Origin of the sequence: Halobacillus sp. Marseille-P3879 (genome assembly GCF_900240285.1) — a bacterium.
In the GTDB taxonomy this organism is placed as follows: Bacteria; Bacillota; Bacilli; order Bacillales; family Halobacillaceae; genus Halobacillus_A.
Window position 1 is genome coordinate 973,134 of record NZ_OESS01000002.1, and the last position, 15,680, is coordinate 988,813.

Below are 15,680 nucleotides of genomic sequence, written 5' to 3' on the forward strand. Positions count from 1 at the left end.
ACCACTCCTTAATTATTCATCCTCCATAACAGTGTACTTCTCAAGGAATTTAGTGTTAAAATCCCCTTTCACAAATACTTCGTGCTCCATCATTCTTTGATGGAAAGGGATAGTAGTTTTAACACCCTCGATTACAAATTCGTCAAGTGCCCTTTTCATTTTTTGCACGGCTTCTTCACGATCTTTACCGTATGTGATTAATTTAGCTACCATCGAATCATAATAGGGAGGAATCATGTATCCTGGATATGCAGCTGAATCCACCCGAACGCCGAGGCCGCCTGGAGGTAAATACATATCAATCTTACCGGCTGAAGGCATAAAGTTTTTAAATGGATCTTCCGCATTAATTCTGCACTCCATCGCCCATCCTTCAAATTGTATATCCTCCTGTGTAAAGCTTAACTCTTCATTATTGGCTACTTTTAACTGTTCTTTGATAAGATCGACTCCCGTAACCATCTCCGTTACAGGGTGTTCCACTTGAATCCGTGTATTCATCTCCATAAAGTAAAATTTCTGATCCTTTTGGTCATATATAAACTCGACAGTCCCTGCTCCTGAATAATCAACAGCCAGAGCAGCCTTTACCGCTGCATCTCCCATTTTCTGGCGCATATCAGGGTCAATAGCAGGTGAAGGCGTTTCTTCAATTAATTTTTGCAAGCGTCGCTGAATCGAACAATCCCTTTCTCCTAGGTGAACAGCGTTCCCATGGTTGTCGGCAAGCACCTGGATTTCAACGTGACGGAAGTCTTCAATGAATTTCTCAATGTAAACCCCAGGATTCCCAAACGCAGTTTCCGCTTCCTGTTGAGTGACTCTAATACCTTTTTCCAGGTCCTCTTCGTTTCTTGCCACTCGAATTCCTTTTCCGCCGCCGCCGGCAGTCGCTTTAATAATTACAGGGTAGCCGATCTCTTCTGCAATTTGTTTTCCTTCTTCCACATCCTTAATAATACCTGTAGAACCAGGGACAACCGGTACGCCAGCTTCTCGCATAGTTTCTCTTGCTACATCTTTTGTACCCATCTTTTGAATCGCATAGGAAGAGGGACCTACAAAAGTTATTTTACATTCCTCACACATCTCTGCAAATTCTGCATTTTCCGCTAAAAAACCATAACCAGGATGAATAGCATCCGTTTCAGTAAGTGTAGCTAAACTCATAATGTTCGTATAATTCAAGTAACTATCTTTACTTAAAGTAGGGCCTACACAATAAGCTTCATCAGCAATTTGCACGTGTAATGCTTCTTTGTCCGCTTCTGAATATACTGCGACTGTTTCTATTCCCATTTCTTTGCATGCACGTATAATTCGAACTGCTATTTCTCCACGGTTCGCTATCAAAACTTTTTTTATCATGCCATTGAACCCCCCGACTATGCTGTCTTCACTCGAAATAATGGCTGGCCATATTCGACGAGCTCTCCATCTTCTACTAAGATTTCTACAATTTCTCCGGAAACCTCAGCCTCAATCTCATTAAACAGCTTCATTGCTTCTACAATACATACGACTGAGTCTTTTTTCACTTGATCGCCAACTTTAATATAGGCGTCTTGATCAGGTGAAGGGGACTGATAAAAGGTTCCCACCATCGGGGAAGTGATTTCTTTATCATAATCAGTCTGTTTCTCTTCAGATTCTATCTTCTCATCCTTTTTCGGTGCTTCTTCTTTTGGAGCAGGGGCTGTATTAACCGCTGGTTCTGCATCTTTTGAAGCAGGCGCCTGCTGAACAGGAGCCTCTGTTACAACTTGTCCTCCGCTTTTCTTCATACATACCTTTGTTCCATTGGTTTCGTATGAAAATTCATCAATTTCTGATTCATCAATTAATTTAATAAGTTCACGTATTTCTTGAACCTTTAACATAGTTGGGCACCCCTTTATGTATATAGCTTTATGACTGGTATTAATAACTCCTTATAACATTTTACGATAGATGACCACTTCCCTGCAACTTTCCGTATCATTCACTCAAATCAACCATTAAAACCTGGTGGTGTGCAGCACCTTGATAAACTTTAACACAAACAGAAAATCCCCTTCACATCTATTGAGAAGGGGGTTCTAGTGAATTATGAAGTTGGTTGGAATTTCACTTCTACTCTCTTTTGACCAAACTCATCTGAAACCATCTGCATAATTTCTCTCGTTTCTGCCTTTGTCAGTTCTTCTGCTTGAACAGTGACTTGAATAACATCACCTTCTGATCTGACAAGGACATCATCATATGGAATGCTCGCCCGAATTGTATTTTCTAATATAGATTCCTTAGAAGATGTTTCTTGTAAAGTTTCCATTTCTTCCATTGCATCATTTTTTTCTTCTGCAGAGTAATCGCTTGAAGCTACAATCTCCGACAGTTGTTCAGATTTTTGATCTCTTTCATTCTGCATTTCTAACCGAATGGAGGCAAATAATTCATCGGTTGGCATCTCAGAACTCACTACATCTTCCGCCGCTCCTTCTTCTTCTGCGCTTTCGATGTCCTGCCATTCCTCATCCTGTATAAAAGCCATTTCTCCATTATCCGGGGAAGTCATATAATACACACTTAAAACAATAAGTAAGCTCAACATTGTTAACAACCATACCGTTTGTTTTTTTACCAAGTGAAACCCTCCCTATGATTTAGGCAGAACCGAAACTCTGTGACTCGGAACATCGAGCACTCGCGATACAGCTTCTACCACCCATTCTTTTACTTTCATTTGTTCAACACCTTTAGCTGTAACAAACACTCCGCTGACATCCGGTTTATTTGTTTGTGTCAGCAGTGGAACTTCCTGATCACCCTGCCTGACTAATACTAGCTGCTGTTCCTTTGAATAATCCTCAATTTGCCGTTCCCCTCCATTCTTATCTGTTTCTTTAGTTGTCTGCTTTCCAATGATTAGGTTTTTGTCATACACTTTCTCCTCCGTTGCGGCCAGATTAATCATTAGATCAACCTCACTGACTCCTTGAATGTTTTCCAGGAGAGGTTTCAATTGTTGTTCATACTCTTCTTCCAGGTGATCTACAGAAAGCGATGGTTCATCCGCCTTTTCCTTTGCTGTAGAACTTTCATTAGATGGAGGCGGCGGGGCACTAGTGTCAGGAGTTTGAAACCAGTTGCTAAGTAAAATGAACATCACACCAACTAACCCTATAATGATCAAGTATTTTGGCTTGTTCAGTTTCTGCCCCTCTTTCGATGACAAAGGACTTAACAGCTTACTCCACCAATTACTCATGATTTTCCTCCCAGCGTATTTCTATTTGTTCCTTGTTTAGATCCAACTGCTGAGCTGCTAACTCTTTTATCGAATCCTCATCATGATGAGGCTCGTCAGCTCTTTCCTCTTGATCCGATGCTGAGATAATAATTTCCTCGACAGACCCGGCTGCTTCTGTGGAGGACACGAATAACACAAGCTTGTCCAATGACTCAAGGGAATGAGGAGTCTCAAAAAAAGTTAAGTCGACTTCATTAATGGTTACATTCTCCGCCTTTTTAACTGGCTCTTTAAGCTGTGTGATAATTGCTTCCTCTACCTGTTTTAATGTATATGCATCTTGTCCACTCATTATTTCATTTTTCTTTTCTTCTATTGCACTCGTCATCTCTTCCGTTTCCATACTGGACTGCATTTGTCTTTCAACAGAGCTAAGTATCTGGTTGGGATCAAGTTTTAGAAATTGAAGCAGTGGATTTATAATAACGAGCAGTAATAAAATGGACATTACTAACCTTGCATACTTTTTCATAAGGCCTGACGGAAGGAGAGCGTCTGCTACCATTGCCAAAAATAAATATAATACAATTTCAGTAATCCATTGGATAAATGCCTGCATAATTCATCCACCTTATCGAACCATCATTGTAATATTACTAGCTGCCACCATGATGACAATAACTAAGAAAAACATCATCGATACCATAAGCAGTGATGCAAATATATACATCATATGCTTACTGATTACAGACATAGCCGTTACAACAGGGCCGTCTCCTACAGGTTGGAGAAGAGCGGCAGCTATTTTATAAATAAGAGCAATCGCTAAAATCTTTAGTGCAGGAAAAAGAGCAATCCCTAACAGAATAACAACGCCTGCGATTCCCAGAGTGTTTTTCAATATGAGAGAGGCCCCTAATATGGTGTCAGTAGCATCTGTAAATAAACGGCCGACTACGGGAACGAAATTCCCAGTAACAAATCGTGCCGTTTTCATTGTGACCCCATCCTGAACAGCTGTTACGGTCCCTTGTACGGATATTACTCCTAAAAAAAGTGTGAGATAGACACCCATAACAGCCATCCCCGCTTTTCTCAGCAGCTCTGCTAGCTGATCAACTTTAAAGGTTTCATTTAGAGATCCCATAATCATCAGCAGAGCAGAAGAAGCAAACAGAGGAATAAGTATAAACTTTACCAGCAGTCCACTAGACTGAACGAGAGCTACAATAATCGGATGAAAAAAAGAAATCGACATAAGATGACTAAAGGATGCCATGATTCCTAATAATAAAGGGAGTAAACCGATCATAAAGCTGCTCATGTGATTAATAGCGCCTAAAGTATATTCAATGACTTGTCCAAAGCTTTCTAAGGCTAATCCGATTAAAACAAGATAGATAACCATATAAGCTATTCTGCTGACAACTGTGTTTTCAAAAGAGGACTGCATGGCTTGCAATAATGTGCTGAACAGAGTCAGGAACAACAACGATCCTAAAAGCTTGCCATTAGATAGAAGTTCATGGAATAAAAATGATACGATGCCAGTAAGCCATCCTTCATCAGCGCTTTCTTCTTCACCCCATTGACTGAGATCTTTAAAATCCACTTTCGGCATGTATTCCCCATATTGATCTTGAAGCTGATCATAATTCTGCTCGAGTTCTTCGGTAGAGATATGATTCATCAGTGAGTTGACCTCTTCATCATTAGATGTAGTTGATGCCTCAGTGGTGGCTGGATTAATCCATAAGAACAAACTTATGCAGTAAAAAAGTAGTATTATTTTCATTTCAAACCTCAATCCTTACCCTGCGGCTCCGGGTATAAAATCCAGTATGGTCTCAATTAAGGCTGTAATGATTGGAATCGCAAGCATTAAGATAAATAGTTTGCCTGCCAGTTCGACTTTTGAAGCTAAAGAATTTAGTCCGGCATCGCGAATCAGCTGAGCTCCAAATTCAGTAATGTACGCAATGCCGATTATTTTTAAGATTGTTTTAAAGTACACGGATTCTACTTGTGCCTTCTCTGCCATGTATTGAAGAAGGGAAAATATATACTTTACGTGCTCGATCACAGACAGAAATATTAAGATGACTGTGAAGAGCAATAGCAGGAATGCAATAGAAGACTTCTGTTCTTTTAACAATATAATCAGCAGGCTTGCAACAAGACCTAGAGAGACAATCTGCACAATATCCATAGCGCTCTATCCCTGGTATAAAAAAACGGATTTAATTTGCTGAAATAAGTCTGCCAGCCTGTGTAATACAATAAACAAAACAATAATAAACCCTGTCAGCGTCACAACCTGAGCAATTTCCTCTTTCCCCATTTGCTTCAAAATGCTATGGATCATAGCGACGATTATTCCTATGCCCGCAATTTGAAATAGGATGGATGCGTCTTGAAACACAACGGTCCCTCCCCCTCATCATATAAGTAGTAAAACGACTAACAACCCACTTAACACCCCCACACCTCGTGCCAGTTTTTCATGTTTACCTGAACTTTCAATGGCTTCGTTAAGCTGTAAGTCTAGATGATGAGTCGTCAGTTTTATTTGTTTCTGCTGCTGCACCAAGTCGTGCTGGCCTATTGTCGCTCCAAACTGAATTAGTATGTCAAGATCACTCTTAGACATTGCATTCCAAAACCAATGTTTCCTCAATTCAGAACTCCAGAGTTTACTAAAATCTGTGCAATTATCTTTCTCTTTAACGAGTCCTGAGAAAAAATAGCTTACAGGCGGAGGAAGGATATGTGACAATTTTTCACAAACTTCCCAAAGGGATGATTGACTATAAACCATTTCAGCTTCAATCATCTGAAGTGCACTTTTCCATTGTCTGATTTGCCCAGGTCGTTTTCTAAACTTCGCCGCGATATCAAATCCTACCCATGTGGTTGCGACTAACACGATCAGGGCTCCGAACCATTCCATTGTTCCCATCCCCTTTCACGCTCGCCAATCGTTTTCCATTTAAATCTAATACTGTTAAATAATAATTAGATTTCGCTTGCAGCCTTTCCAATACTAAATAGCGCTCAAACAGCTGTTCTTCGACTAAATATCCAACATCCTTCCTTTTACTAACAGAAGATAGATCCTGACCGTGAACACTGCATATTACCTTAACACCTGTGTGAACTGCTTCCTTTACTGCTGCTGCGTCCTCAGCTCCTCCAATTTCATCTGCTATTAACACATCTGGGGACATTGACCGAATCATCATCATCATCCCTACGGCTTTAGGACAGCCGTCCATGACATCGGTCCGGTTTCCCACGTCCATTTGTGGAATCCCTTCGCGGCATGCAGCCAGCTCAGACCTTTCGTCGACAATCCCTATTTTCGCAGCCTCCTGTAGATAATTCGCTGAACCCACCCATCTTGAGATGTTTCGTAACACCGTAGTTTTACCCGAGTGAGGGGGGCCGATAATTAATGTGCTTTTCCAGCTGCGATTCTCAAAAATATATGGCAAAATTTCTTTGGCATTATCTATATGATTGTGGGCAACTCTTATGTTCATAAATGTAATATTTTTTAAAGAATCTATTTCATTGTTTTGAATGTTTGCCTTACCTGCTAATCCTACTCGATGCCCCCCTTCGATAGTGATAAATCCTTCCTTCATTTCTTCCTTAAACTTATAAACAGAGAATTGACTTACTTGATTTAGAACAAATGATAGATCGGCTGAAGAGATGACAGTATTCGCGATAGTTTTTACACCGTTCGCATCAATGACCTCTATCGACTTGTTCACTCGTAACCGAATTTCCTGGACAATTTTCCATCTGACGTGTCGTGATAATGCTGATGTATATACTTGAGGAAACAAGCGCATAATTTCTTTCATCTAAGGTTGTCCCCTTTTCCTGCTTTATCTTATATGTATGTCCTCTCTTAAAATATATGACTGTTGATAGGAAGCTTGATTAAAGTCTAATTGCCCGCCTTTTAAATAAGAAGAACATACTCTCACCAAACCTCTTATCCAAACTGATTGAATGTATTTTTCACAACAAAAAAGAGTGACCCCGTACCGGGATCACTCTATTACCATTATGCTAATTATGCTCGAGATACATATTTACCATCCGAAGTATTGATTACCAATACTTCTCCTTCATTTATAAAGAAGGGTACTTGAACGATTAAACCTGTCTCAAGTGTGGCAGGCTTCGTTCCACCACTTGCCGTATCACCTTTAATTCCTGGCTCTGTCTCAATAACTTTAAGCTCTACGTTGTTAGGAAGCTCGACTCCAATTGTCTCGCCTTCATAAGATTGAATTTGGACTTCCATGTTTTCTCTAAGATAATTCAACTGTTCCGATATCTGGGCAGTAGGAAGTTCAACTTGCTCATAAGTTTCAGTATCCATGAAAGCGTGCATGTCTCCCGAACCATACAAATACTGCATTTTACGGTTCTCAATATGTGCTTTCTCTACTTTTTCCCCAGCACGAAAAGTTTTTTCCTGTATATTACCATTACGTAGATTACGCAGTTTTGAACGAACAAACGCAGCCCCTTTTCCCGGTTTTACGTGTTGAAAGTCTACTACCTGCCATATCCCACCATCCACTTCGATGGTAAGACCTGTTTTAAAATCATTAACTGAAATCATAACTCTTCCTCCTTAAAGCGTAATTAATTCTTTCGGTGAATGACTCAGGGTTTCATTACCTGTCTCAGTCACTACAGTGTCATCTTCAATGCGGCAGCCACCGACCCCGGGAACATAAATACCAGGTTCGACTGTTACAACCATCCCTGATTCAAGTACAACATCCGAACGGTAAGAGAGAGCTGGGCCTTCGTGTACATCTAAACCAATTCCATGACCTGTAGAATGGCCAAAATAATCACCGTACCCTTTTTCTTTAATGTAGTCACGGGTCAGGGCATCAGCTTCTTTTCCTGTTATACCGGCTCTTATACCGTTCATTCCTCTTAATTGAGCTTGTAAAACGGTTTGATAGATTTCCTGCAACTCGTCACTGATTTGTCCGACAGCAACAGTACGAGTGATATCGGAACAATAGCCGTGATAAAGTGCTCCGAAATCCAGGGTTATTAATTCCCCTGTTTCAATCTTTTTATCAGAGGCTACCCCATGCGGTAAAGCCGATCTGTGTCCAGAAGCCACAATGATATCGAAGCTGGATGAAGCCGCACCTTGTTTTCTCATAAAAAATTCAAGCTCATTTGAAACTTCAATTTCTTTAACCCCTGGTTTTATGTAATTAAGAATATGAGAAAATGCGTCATCTGCAATCTTTGCAGCATCCTTTAATATAGTAAGCTCATCTTCGGACTTAATCAAGCGCAAATTCTCGACTAATCCGGACGTGGGGATTAATTCCGCTTTTACATGCTTACGGAATAGATCGTATTGTCCGTATGTAAGTAAATCCTTTTCAAATCCAAGCTTCGTTATATTCAATTGGTTGGCTTGTTTCGCCACTTCTTCCTGCAGGGCAGCTTTATGCTCAATAATTTTAAACCCTTTAGCTTGTTCAGCCGCCTGCTCAGTATATCTGAAATCGGTGATAAACAGAGCTTCATCTTCAGTTATTAGCAAAGCACCTGCAGTCCCAGTGAAATCAGCAATATAACGTCTGTTTTTATCTGACATAATTACTATTCCATCTACGCCCTGCTCCCCGAGGGCTTCGCGCAACTTGCCTAATTTAGTCATTTTAACGGCTCTCCCTTCAATTTATAATTTTTTCAATCAAGCCCAGCGTGGCTAGACGATAACCGTCCGTTCCAAAACCGACAACCTGTCCTGCACAAACAGCCGCAAGCATGGAGCGGTGACGAAATTCCTCACGTTGATGAACATTGGAAATATGGACTTCAATTACGGGAGCAGTTATAGAGGCAACCGCATCTCGTAATGCCACGCTCGTATGTGTATACGCAGCAGGGTTGAAAACTACTCCTGATATTTCTCCTTCTGTCTCGTGAAGTTTGTCAATCAACTCACCTTCATGGTTGGACTGAAAGTGTTCCAGCTGGAAACTGTGTTCTTCTGCTACTTCTTTGACCTTATTAATAATATCTTCTATTGTATCTGTTCCATATGTTTCGGGTTCCCTTTGTCCAAGTCTGTTAAGATTAGGACCGTTTAGAAGTAACAATCGTTGCACCTGCATCATCCACCCAACTTTAACAAAATGAATATCCTCGTCTATTTTATCATACTATGAGCATATCTTCACTTTGCAGGATGCTGATTATATTCCTGATATTCATAGGATATTGAGTAGCCAATAAAAACTCCATATAATATATATAAACAAACACTTGTTACATAAGTATCACCAGTAAGTTCATTCCAGGCCGGGACCGCTGAGAAAATAGGGTTTAATGCAAAAAATATCACAGCAAATAACGCTATTCCAAATACGATTCCAGGCCATATTCCATTTATCCGCTTCAGTGTAACATAGTAAATTAATGACACAAACATGGAGAAAAGACTTACTATAATTACAGCCAGTATCTCTGCTAAAAGAGAGCTCGTCCAATTAGTGTACCAAAAAGACCTAAAGATAAATGAAGCAGCCGATACTTCAGAAAAACTAAAATAATAAGAAATAGCACCAAGTGTACTCCACAAAATTCCTGAAACAAATCCTATTGTTATAGCCTTGGCTAAAACGCTTTGCGGCGGCTCTTGTTTCCTTTGATCTTTCATCTTATCTGCCATTACCATCACCTCACCCTTATATTTTCCAACTTCTCATTTTTCATCCAATTCATTGCAGAAAAATGGTAGTGAAACTTTTAATATTGCTGTAAAATAATAATTGAGAATGTTTTAAGACTGATAATGAAATAATGATAAATTCTCTCTTTCTATGCATAATTAACACGGGCTTGGAAAGAATTTAAAGAGCTGGTTAAATCAACGTCTCAAAATAATATGTTAAATTATGATAATCAGAAGCACTAAAGTGGTATACAAAGAGTAAGAACATCCTTAATTGAATCTAAATAAAGGAGGAACATACTATGACGAGGAACTGGGTGACTCCCGTAATTTATACACTTATTGCCCTGGCTGTATTTTATGTTGGGGTACAACTATTCACTAACACTTCCAGTTTTCTATCCTCTATTGTGATGATGATTGGGATCGCTGTCCTTATTTACGGGGCTATTTATTTCTTCTTCCTTCGCAATCGCATAGGTTCAGGAGCGAACAGGAATGAGATGAGAAAATACAAACAGGCTGTGAAGCAATCAAAGCAAAAATACAAAGCACCGAAGCCGGTCAAAGCTGCCAAAACTAACGCTGCAGCTTCAAAATCTACTTCTTTACAAAAGAAGAAATCAAAACGTAAGCAGCCCTCTCATTTAAGAGTAATTGAAGGGAATAAGAATAATAAAAAAGATCGTGCCTCGTTTTAATAAAGGCTCGATCTTTTATTTTGACCATCTTTTCAGAAAAGTTACCGCCTGTTCTCTTCCGATATTCAGGAGCTTCTCCTTTTGGACAGGACTAATATAGAAATCAGTCGTTTCAACTCCTTCTACTGGTATAAAAATAATGTCACGGCTTTTTGTGGTAGATATATAACGCGCATCATGAGCCTGTTTCATCGTACTGAATAAAGCTTGAAACATCTGGATCGAATTTTTTATTTTCCGCTCAGGCAGTTGATCAGGAGGATCACTCAGCTGCATTCCGATAATGGGACGTTTTCTCCTCCCGTGCTCATTTTCAAATAACCAGATTGGAAAGTTGCTTAACACTCCTCCGTCTACCAATAAAGATTTCCCTTTCTTGCCGTGAAGTTTTACCGGTATAAAAAAATAAGGAAGACTAGCACTGATCCTCACCGCCTTCGCCACTGAAAAAGTTCTTGGATCGATTCCATAAACCTCTTTTAAGTCATCTGGAATAACAACCATCCTGCCTAAAGTAAGATCCGAACAAATTACTTTTAAGCTTCCTTTTGGCAGGTCGCCGAATGTACGAATGTTTTTCTTCCCTAACCATTTTGCTAATAACTGCTCTAATCTTATCCCTTTATACAAACCCATTCTAAAATATAGAAATAACCATTTAGAAAAAGGAAAAATCTGATCACTAAGAGGCTGATCAATGAGCTTCTCAAAGGAGAGTTCATCCAGAATGACATTTAAGTCTTTTGCTTCATAGCCTGCAGCTTTCAAGGAAGCTACAATAGCTCCAGCAGAAGTACCTGCTACTCTTTCAAATTGGTAATTATTTTCTTCAAGCACTTCTAAAGCTCCGATAAAAGCAAGTGCTTTCACTCCACCTCCAGAGAATACACCATCTATATTCATACGCATCCCCCCACACTTATATATAGAAGAAACGCGGATTTTCTAGAACAGTGAACATGAAAAAAAGGCGTCAATAATAAACGCCTTTAAATTTCTTCGTTATTTTGTTCTTCATTTTTCTGTTGAACTTCTCTCAGACTGGAAACACGGCTCTTATCTTCTTCAAAATATTGAACCAGGTCTCCGATCCTGTCTATTGAATCCCAGCTTAAATGGTGCTCAATTCCCTCAACATCTTCATATATTTTGTCATTCTCTACTCCAATGATCTCCAGAAACTGTTCGAGCAGTTCGTGCCGGTACACTAGCCTTTTCCCTACTTTTTTTCCTTTGGGTGTAAGTATCAATCCTCGATATTTCTCGTAATTCAAATATTGGTCCCGATCCAGCTTCTGGACCATCTTTGTCACAGAAGATGGGTGGACTTGCAGATTCTCAGCTATATCCGATACACGTGCATACCCTTTATCTTCAATTAATATGTATATTTGTTCAATATAATCTTCCATACTTGGCGTTGGCATCTTAAACCCCCAATATAGCTAGTGGTCTGTAGTTCTTTTCATGAAAATGATACACTAGTTTCCTTTGGATGACAAGGAAGGTGAGAAGTCACCCAGAGTTAACGCAGACAGACTCCTGCAGCTCAGTGCTTGTTTTTTCTCGATTTTAAAAAGGTACTTGCGAAAACGCAAGTACCTCTTCACTATATTATAACCCGCATTTTAACTGGGCATTACAATTGGTACAAGTATTACATCCTCCAATGTCCTCTACAGTTCCTTTACGGCAGACAGGGCATGTATCCCCTACCTCTGATCCGATAGTTACATTCGTTTTTTCGAGTTCGTGCACAGTATCCATTAATACAACGTGAGGTTTCTTATCTTCTTCAAATTCAAATTCAGTCTGTTCTCCATCAAACGCATTTTCTTCTGCTTTCAATGTCAGCACCTGACTGTCACGGCTTCCGTCAACGTATACTGTGCCGCCTTTTGCGCCGCCATGATACAATCTTTGGTACACTTTCTCTACTTGTTCAACAGAATACCCTCTAGGTGCATTTACGGTCTTGGAAATAGAGCTGTCCACCCAGCGTTGAATGACGCATTGCGTATCTGCGTGGGCTTCTGGAGTCATTGTCATAGCTGTAATAAACCATTCAGGAAGTTGGTCAGCATCCTGCTCCGGATTTCTTTCTAGATATTCTTTAACAATATCAGCTTTTACTTCAATAAATTTACCAAGACGGCCGCTTCGATAATAAGAGAAAGAAAAATATGGTTCGAGTCCTGTGCTTACGCCAACCATTGTTCCCGTGCTTCCGGTTGGAGCTACTGTAAGCAAGTGGGAGTTTCTAATTCCGTATTGGCGGACTCCTTCCCTAATGTCTTCAGGCATATCCTTCATGTACCCTGTGTTAACAAAATTCTCTCGTAATTGTTTCGTCTCTTCATCGGTCTGTCCGATAAGGAAAGGAAAACTTCCTTTCTCTTTCGCTAACTCAATGGAAGAACGGTAAGCTGTTGTAGCGATCACTTCAAAAATCTCATCAACGAGCTGATTCCCTTCTGTGGATCCATATTCCGTTTCACAATAAATCAGCAAGTCATGTAATCCCATTACTCCCAGGCCGACACGCCTTTCACCAAGAGCCTGCTTTTTATTCTCTTCAAGGAAATATGGAGTAGCATCGATGACATTGTCCTGCATACGCACTCCGGTAGCTACTGTTTTTCTCAGCTTATCAAAATCAACCCGCTTAGCTTCTTTGTCCGCTACAGATGCCAAATTTACAGCGGCCAGATTACAGACAGAGAATGGTGCCAGCGGCTGTTCACCACATGGATTCGTTGCTACCACTTTTTGCCCGTAAGCACTGGCATTCGTTTTTTCGTTTGCATTATCGATAAAGAAAATGCCAGGCTCAGCTGAATAAGTGGCACAGATATTAATCAGTTTCCATAATTCTGCTGCTTTTACTGTGCGGTATGTACGCACAGCCAGTCCTCTTTTTTCCCATTCGCGAACATCTCCACTCTCCTGCCACTCAGCGTTGTAAAGCTTCATTTCTTCTTGGGTGTAAGATTCCACATCAGGAAAACGCAGACGATAATCTTCATTATTTTCGACAGCATCCATAAATTCTTTGGTAATACACACAGAAATATTTGCACCGGTTAAAAATTCAGGGTTATTTACTGTGTAAGTTCCTCCAGTGTGAAGTTTCTCTTCCGCTTCACGAATGCTGCTTTCGGTAAAACCACCTTGGCCGGGCATGGCTTTATAGTTAACCACACTCTGGTATAAGTCGCGTTCTGTTTCAGTTAGCGGAGTAAATTTGAGCTTTTCTTTTGCTAGTTCTTTAATCTGTTCATCTTCTGTGTTTTCAATTAAATAACGTAATATTCTCGGGTTTTGCATTTTAGAGATAATAAATTCTACAATGTCCGGATGCCAGTCAGCTAACATAATCATTTGGGCCCCGCGTCTTGACCCACCCTGTTCAACTAAGTGAGTCAGCTTAGCAATATCATCAAGCCAGGATACAGAACCGGAAGATTTCCCGTTAACCCCACGTGCTAACGTATTTCTAGGTCTTAAAGTTGAACCATTTGTTCCAACTCCTCCGCCTCGGGACATGATTTCCATCACTTGTTTACGGTGATCAGAAATCCCTTCACGAGAATCCTGGATGTATGGCATGACATAACAATTAAAGTAGGTAACATCTGTGTTTGACCCTGCGCCATAGAGAACCCTTCCTGCAGGAATAAAGTTTAAATCAGAGAGTTCCTCGTAAAAATCTTCAAAACTCTGCCGACGTGTCTCCTCATTCGATTCTACAGCAGATAACCCTGTGGCATTTCTTAACGCTATTTGTTCATAATATACTTCAAGTGGTTTATCTATCGTGTCTAAGCTGCGTGTAATTAATCCTGACTCTCGTTCTTCTTCACTATCAAGAACGTTGACAAAATCAGGCTCCACTTTTACAACTGCTTTATGAGTCTGCCAGTCAATTGATTGAATGAAACCATATCCTCTAGCCGGAAACTTAGGATCGTCCTTCACCGTTAAGACGACAAAATCACCTTCTGCTAAGGTTAATTTCTCTGTGTCCTTGAATGCATAGCGGTCAAGCATTACTAATCTCGAAACACCGCTGTGTGTAATATGCATATTTGGGGTTATTTCATGAACCTGGTCAAATTGACGAATGTCCTCGTTTAACCGTACTACATTGATTTTTGCATTAGCGTCATTTGTTGTGGACGTCACTTGCATGCAAACCTCTCCCTTCAATCATGCTTCCTGAGGCATGTCCAATAACTTCTAAAATGATTAACTATATGTAACATACCACATACAAGAATTTTTAATCAATATATTGTACTCAAAACAAAAAATATTTCTATATATTGTGGTTTTGAACAAATATGTAGAAGTTTGTCAATTTAAAAATCGTGCAATATTCTAAGTGATCAGAAGATATCTGAAGAAAATACCTTTCTGAACTTAAAAAACCACTTTTTTTATCATTTGCATTGTGAAACTTGTGAAGTTTCGACAAAATCTTTTTGAAAAAGCTTCTCTATCATAAAATATTACCAACTCTATTTCAACGATAAAAAAACTTTGAAATAAGAAGAGTTCCCCCATATAATAGATAGGGGAAGAGGGGGTATATAGAAATGGATCTTTGGATTTTAATTGGCGCAATCGTCTTCTTAATCGCATTCGGTATCTTCCGATTTATGAAGGCTAGAAAAATATTAACAACATTATCTGAAGAAGAATTTCGTCAAGGATACAGAAAAGCTCAGCTTATTGACGTACGTGAACCAAAAGAATTTGACGGCGGGCATATATTAGGAGCACGCAATATTCCACTTTCTCAAATGAGAAACCGCTTAATCGAAATTCGTAAGGATAAACCTGTTTACCTTTACTGCCAAAGTGGAGCACGCTCTACGCGTGCAGCCTTAATGCTTAACAAAAAAGGCTATAAAGACCTTAATCAGCTTCAAGGCGGCTTTAAAAAGTGGAACGGGAAGATTAAAACGAAAAAGTAAAGACGCTGCGATCGCCGCAGCGTCTTTTTTCA

The 15,680-nt window shown here is 39.9% G+C and carries 19 protein-coding genes; 2 read left to right on the forward strand and 17 right to left on the reverse strand.

The window, feature by feature from the left end:
* Nucleotides 1-12 precede the first annotated feature (12 nt).
* The 14 genes from accC to C1A12_RS12840 form a co-directional block, all read right to left on the reverse strand.
* Nucleotides 13-1,368: an acetyl-CoA carboxylase biotin carboxylase subunit gene (gene accC / locus C1A12_RS12775; RefSeq protein WP_101844249.1), complete on the reverse strand. Its 1,356-nt coding sequence runs from the start codon at nt 1,366-1,368 to the stop codon at nt 13-15.
* Nucleotides 1,369-1,385: 17 nt separating this feature from the next.
* Nucleotides 1,386-1,880, reverse strand: coding sequence for an acetyl-CoA carboxylase biotin carboxyl carrier protein (gene accB / locus C1A12_RS12780; RefSeq protein ID WP_101844250.1), 495 nt, complete (start codon nt 1,878-1,880; stop codon nt 1,386-1,388).
* 206 nt (nt 1,881-2,086) lie between these two features.
* Nucleotides 2,087-2,623 (reverse strand): SpoIIIAH-like family protein, encoded by a 537-nt coding sequence (locus C1A12_RS12785; protein WP_101844251.1) that lies wholly within the window; start codon nt 2,621-2,623, stop codon nt 2,087-2,089.
* Nucleotides 2,624-2,635: 12 nt separating this feature from the next.
* Complete coding sequence (gene spoIIIAG, locus C1A12_RS12790; protein WP_101844252.1) at nt 2,636-3,247, reverse strand: stage III sporulation protein AG; 612 nt, start codon at nt 3,245-3,247, stop codon at nt 2,636-2,638.
* Nucleotides 3,240-3,848 (reverse strand): stage III sporulation protein AF, encoded by a 609-nt coding sequence (gene spoIIIAF / locus C1A12_RS12795; RefSeq protein ID WP_101844253.1) that lies wholly within the window; start codon nt 3,846-3,848, stop codon nt 3,240-3,242. The genes spoIIIAG and spoIIIAF overlap by 8 nt, the downstream gene beginning before the upstream one ends.
* A 12-nt stretch (nt 3,849-3,860) precedes the next feature.
* A complete protein-coding gene (gene spoIIIAE / locus C1A12_RS12800) occupies nt 3,861-5,024 on the reverse strand; it encodes a stage III sporulation protein AE (RefSeq protein WP_101844254.1) in 1,164 nt (387 codons plus the stop codon).
* 15 nt (nt 5,025-5,039) lie between these two features.
* A complete protein-coding gene (gene spoIIIAD, locus C1A12_RS12805; protein WP_101844255.1) occupies nt 5,040-5,438 on the reverse strand; it encodes a stage III sporulation protein AD in 399 nt (132 codons plus the stop codon).
* Nucleotides 5,439-5,444: 6 nt separating this feature from the next.
* Nucleotides 5,445-5,651, reverse strand: a complete 207-nt coding sequence (spoIIIAC, locus tag C1A12_RS12810; RefSeq protein WP_101844256.1) for a stage III sporulation protein AC — start codon at nt 5,649-5,651, stop codon at nt 5,445-5,447.
* Nucleotides 5,652-5,669: 18 nt separating this feature from the next.
* On the reverse strand, nt 5,670-6,179 hold the full coding sequence (gene spoIIIAB / locus C1A12_RS12815; RefSeq protein ID WP_101844257.1) for a stage III sporulation protein SpoIIIAB: 510 nt from the start codon (nt 6,177-6,179) through the stop codon (nt 5,670-5,672).
* Entirely contained in the window at nt 6,124-7,101 is a 978-nt protein-coding gene (gene spoIIIAA, locus C1A12_RS12820; RefSeq protein WP_101844258.1) for a stage III sporulation protein AA, read from the reverse strand. The genes spoIIIAB and spoIIIAA overlap by 56 nt, the downstream gene beginning before the upstream one ends.
* Nucleotides 7,102-7,316: 215 nt before the next feature.
* Nucleotides 7,317-7,874 carry an elongation factor P gene (efp, locus tag C1A12_RS12825; protein WP_101844259.1) on the reverse strand — a complete coding sequence of 186 codons (558 nt, stop codon included), beginning with the start codon at nt 7,872-7,874 and terminating at the stop codon, nt 7,317-7,319.
* Nucleotides 7,875-7,886: 12 nt separating this feature from the next.
* On the reverse strand, nt 7,887-8,948 hold the full coding sequence (locus tag C1A12_RS12830) for a Xaa-Pro peptidase family protein (protein ID WP_101844260.1): 1,062 nt from the start codon (nt 8,946-8,948) through the stop codon (nt 7,887-7,889).
* Nucleotides 8,949-8,964: 16 nt separating this feature from the next.
* Nucleotides 8,965-9,408, reverse strand: a complete 444-nt coding sequence (aroQ, locus tag C1A12_RS12835) for a type II 3-dehydroquinate dehydratase (RefSeq protein WP_101844261.1) — start codon at nt 9,406-9,408, stop codon at nt 8,965-8,967.
* 62 nt (nt 9,409-9,470) lie between these two features.
* Nucleotides 9,471-9,965 (reverse strand): YqhR family membrane protein, encoded by a 495-nt coding sequence (locus C1A12_RS12840; RefSeq protein ID WP_101844262.1) that lies wholly within the window; start codon nt 9,963-9,965, stop codon nt 9,471-9,473.
* A 305-nt stretch (nt 9,966-10,270) separates the two neighbouring features.
* Here C1A12_RS12840 and C1A12_RS21605 point away from each other — a divergent pair, with 305 nt between their 5' ends.
* The gene (locus tag C1A12_RS21605; RefSeq protein ID WP_101844263.1) at nt 10,271-10,669 is read left to right on the forward strand and encodes an SA1362 family protein; all 399 of its coding nucleotides are present in this window, start codon (nt 10,271-10,273) and stop codon (nt 10,667-10,669) included.
* A gap of 15 nt (nt 10,670-10,684) precedes the next feature.
* Here C1A12_RS21605 and C1A12_RS12850 read toward each other — a convergent pair whose 3' ends face one another.
* The 3 genes from C1A12_RS12850 to C1A12_RS12860 form a co-directional block, all read right to left on the reverse strand.
* Nucleotides 10,685-11,572 (reverse strand): patatin-like phospholipase family protein, encoded by an 888-nt coding sequence (locus tag C1A12_RS12850; RefSeq protein WP_101844264.1) that lies wholly within the window; start codon nt 11,570-11,572, stop codon nt 10,685-10,687.
* An 86-nt stretch (nt 11,573-11,658) separates the two neighbouring features.
* On the reverse strand, nt 11,659-12,096 hold the full coding sequence (gene mntR, locus C1A12_RS12855; RefSeq protein ID WP_101844265.1) for a transcriptional regulator MntR: 438 nt from the start codon (nt 12,094-12,096) through the stop codon (nt 11,659-11,661).
* A 187-nt stretch (nt 12,097-12,283) separates the two neighbouring features.
* Nucleotides 12,284-14,860 carry a vitamin B12-dependent ribonucleotide reductase gene (locus C1A12_RS12860; protein WP_101844266.1) on the reverse strand — a complete coding sequence of 859 codons (2,577 nt, stop codon included), beginning with the start codon at nt 14,858-14,860 and terminating at the stop codon, nt 12,284-12,286.
* 407 nt (nt 14,861-15,267) lie between these two features.
* On the opposite strand from C1A12_RS12860, the gene C1A12_RS12865 reads away from it, so the two are divergent.
* Entirely contained in the window at nt 15,268-15,648 is a 381-nt protein-coding gene (locus tag C1A12_RS12865; RefSeq protein WP_101844267.1) for a rhodanese-like domain-containing protein, read from the forward strand.
* Nucleotides 15,649-15,680 lie beyond the last annotated feature (32 nt).

Bases quoted from the DNA above. Each gene is read 5' to 3' on its own strand.
- accC (WP_101844249.1), bottom strand. From the start codon at position 1,368: ATGATAAAAAAAGTTTTGATAGCGAACCGTGGAGAAATAGCAGTTCGA.
- accB (WP_101844250.1), bottom strand. From the start codon at position 1,880: ATGTTAAAGGTTCAAGAAATACGTGAACTTATTAAATTAATTGATGAA.
- spoIIIAG (WP_101844252.1), bottom strand. From the start codon at position 3,247: ATGAGTAATTGGTGGAGTAAGCTGTTAAGTCCTTTGTCATCGAAAGAG.
- spoIIIAF (WP_101844253.1), bottom strand. From the start codon at position 3,848: ATGCAGGCATTTATCCAATGGATTACTGAAATTGTATTATATTTATTT.
- spoIIIAE (WP_101844254.1), bottom strand. From the start codon at position 5,024: ATGAAAATAATACTACTTTTTTACTGCATAAGTTTGTTCTTATGGATT.
- spoIIIAD (WP_101844255.1), bottom strand. From the start codon at position 5,438: ATGGATATTGTGCAGATTGTCTCTCTAGGTCTTGTTGCAAGCCTGCTG.
- spoIIIAB (WP_101844257.1), bottom strand. From the start codon at position 6,179: ATGGAATGGTTCGGAGCCCTGATCGTGTTAGTCGCAACCACATGGGTA.
- spoIIIAA (WP_101844258.1), bottom strand. From the start codon at position 7,101: ATGAAAGAAATTATGCGCTTGTTTCCTCAAGTATATACATCAGCATTA.
- efp (WP_101844259.1), bottom strand. From the start codon at position 7,874: ATGATTTCAGTTAATGATTTTAAAACAGGTCTTACCATCGAAGTGGAT.
- C1A12_RS12830 (WP_101844260.1), bottom strand. From the start codon at position 8,948: ATGACTAAATTAGGCAAGTTGCGCGAAGCCCTCGGGGAGCAGGGCGTA.
- aroQ (WP_101844261.1), bottom strand. From the start codon at position 9,408: ATGCAGGTGCAACGATTGTTACTTCTAAACGGTCCTAATCTTAACAGA.
- C1A12_RS12840 (WP_101844262.1), bottom strand. From the start codon at position 9,965: ATGGCAGATAAGATGAAAGATCAAAGGAAACAAGAGCCGCCGCAAAGC.
- C1A12_RS21605 (WP_101844263.1), top strand. From the start codon at position 10,271: ATGACGAGGAACTGGGTGACTCCCGTAATTTATACACTTATTGCCCTG.
- C1A12_RS12850 (WP_101844264.1), bottom strand. From the start codon at position 11,572: ATGAATATAGATGGTGTATTCTCTGGAGGTGGAGTGAAAGCACTTGCT.
- mntR (WP_101844265.1), bottom strand. From the start codon at position 12,096: ATGCCAACGCCAAGTATGGAAGATTATATTGAACAAATATACATATTA.
- C1A12_RS12860 (WP_101844266.1), bottom strand. From the start codon at position 14,860: ATGCAAGTGACGTCCACAACAAATGACGCTAATGCAAAAATCAATGTA.
- C1A12_RS12865 (WP_101844267.1), top strand. From the start codon at position 15,268: ATGGATCTTTGGATTTTAATTGGCGCAATCGTCTTCTTAATCGCATTC.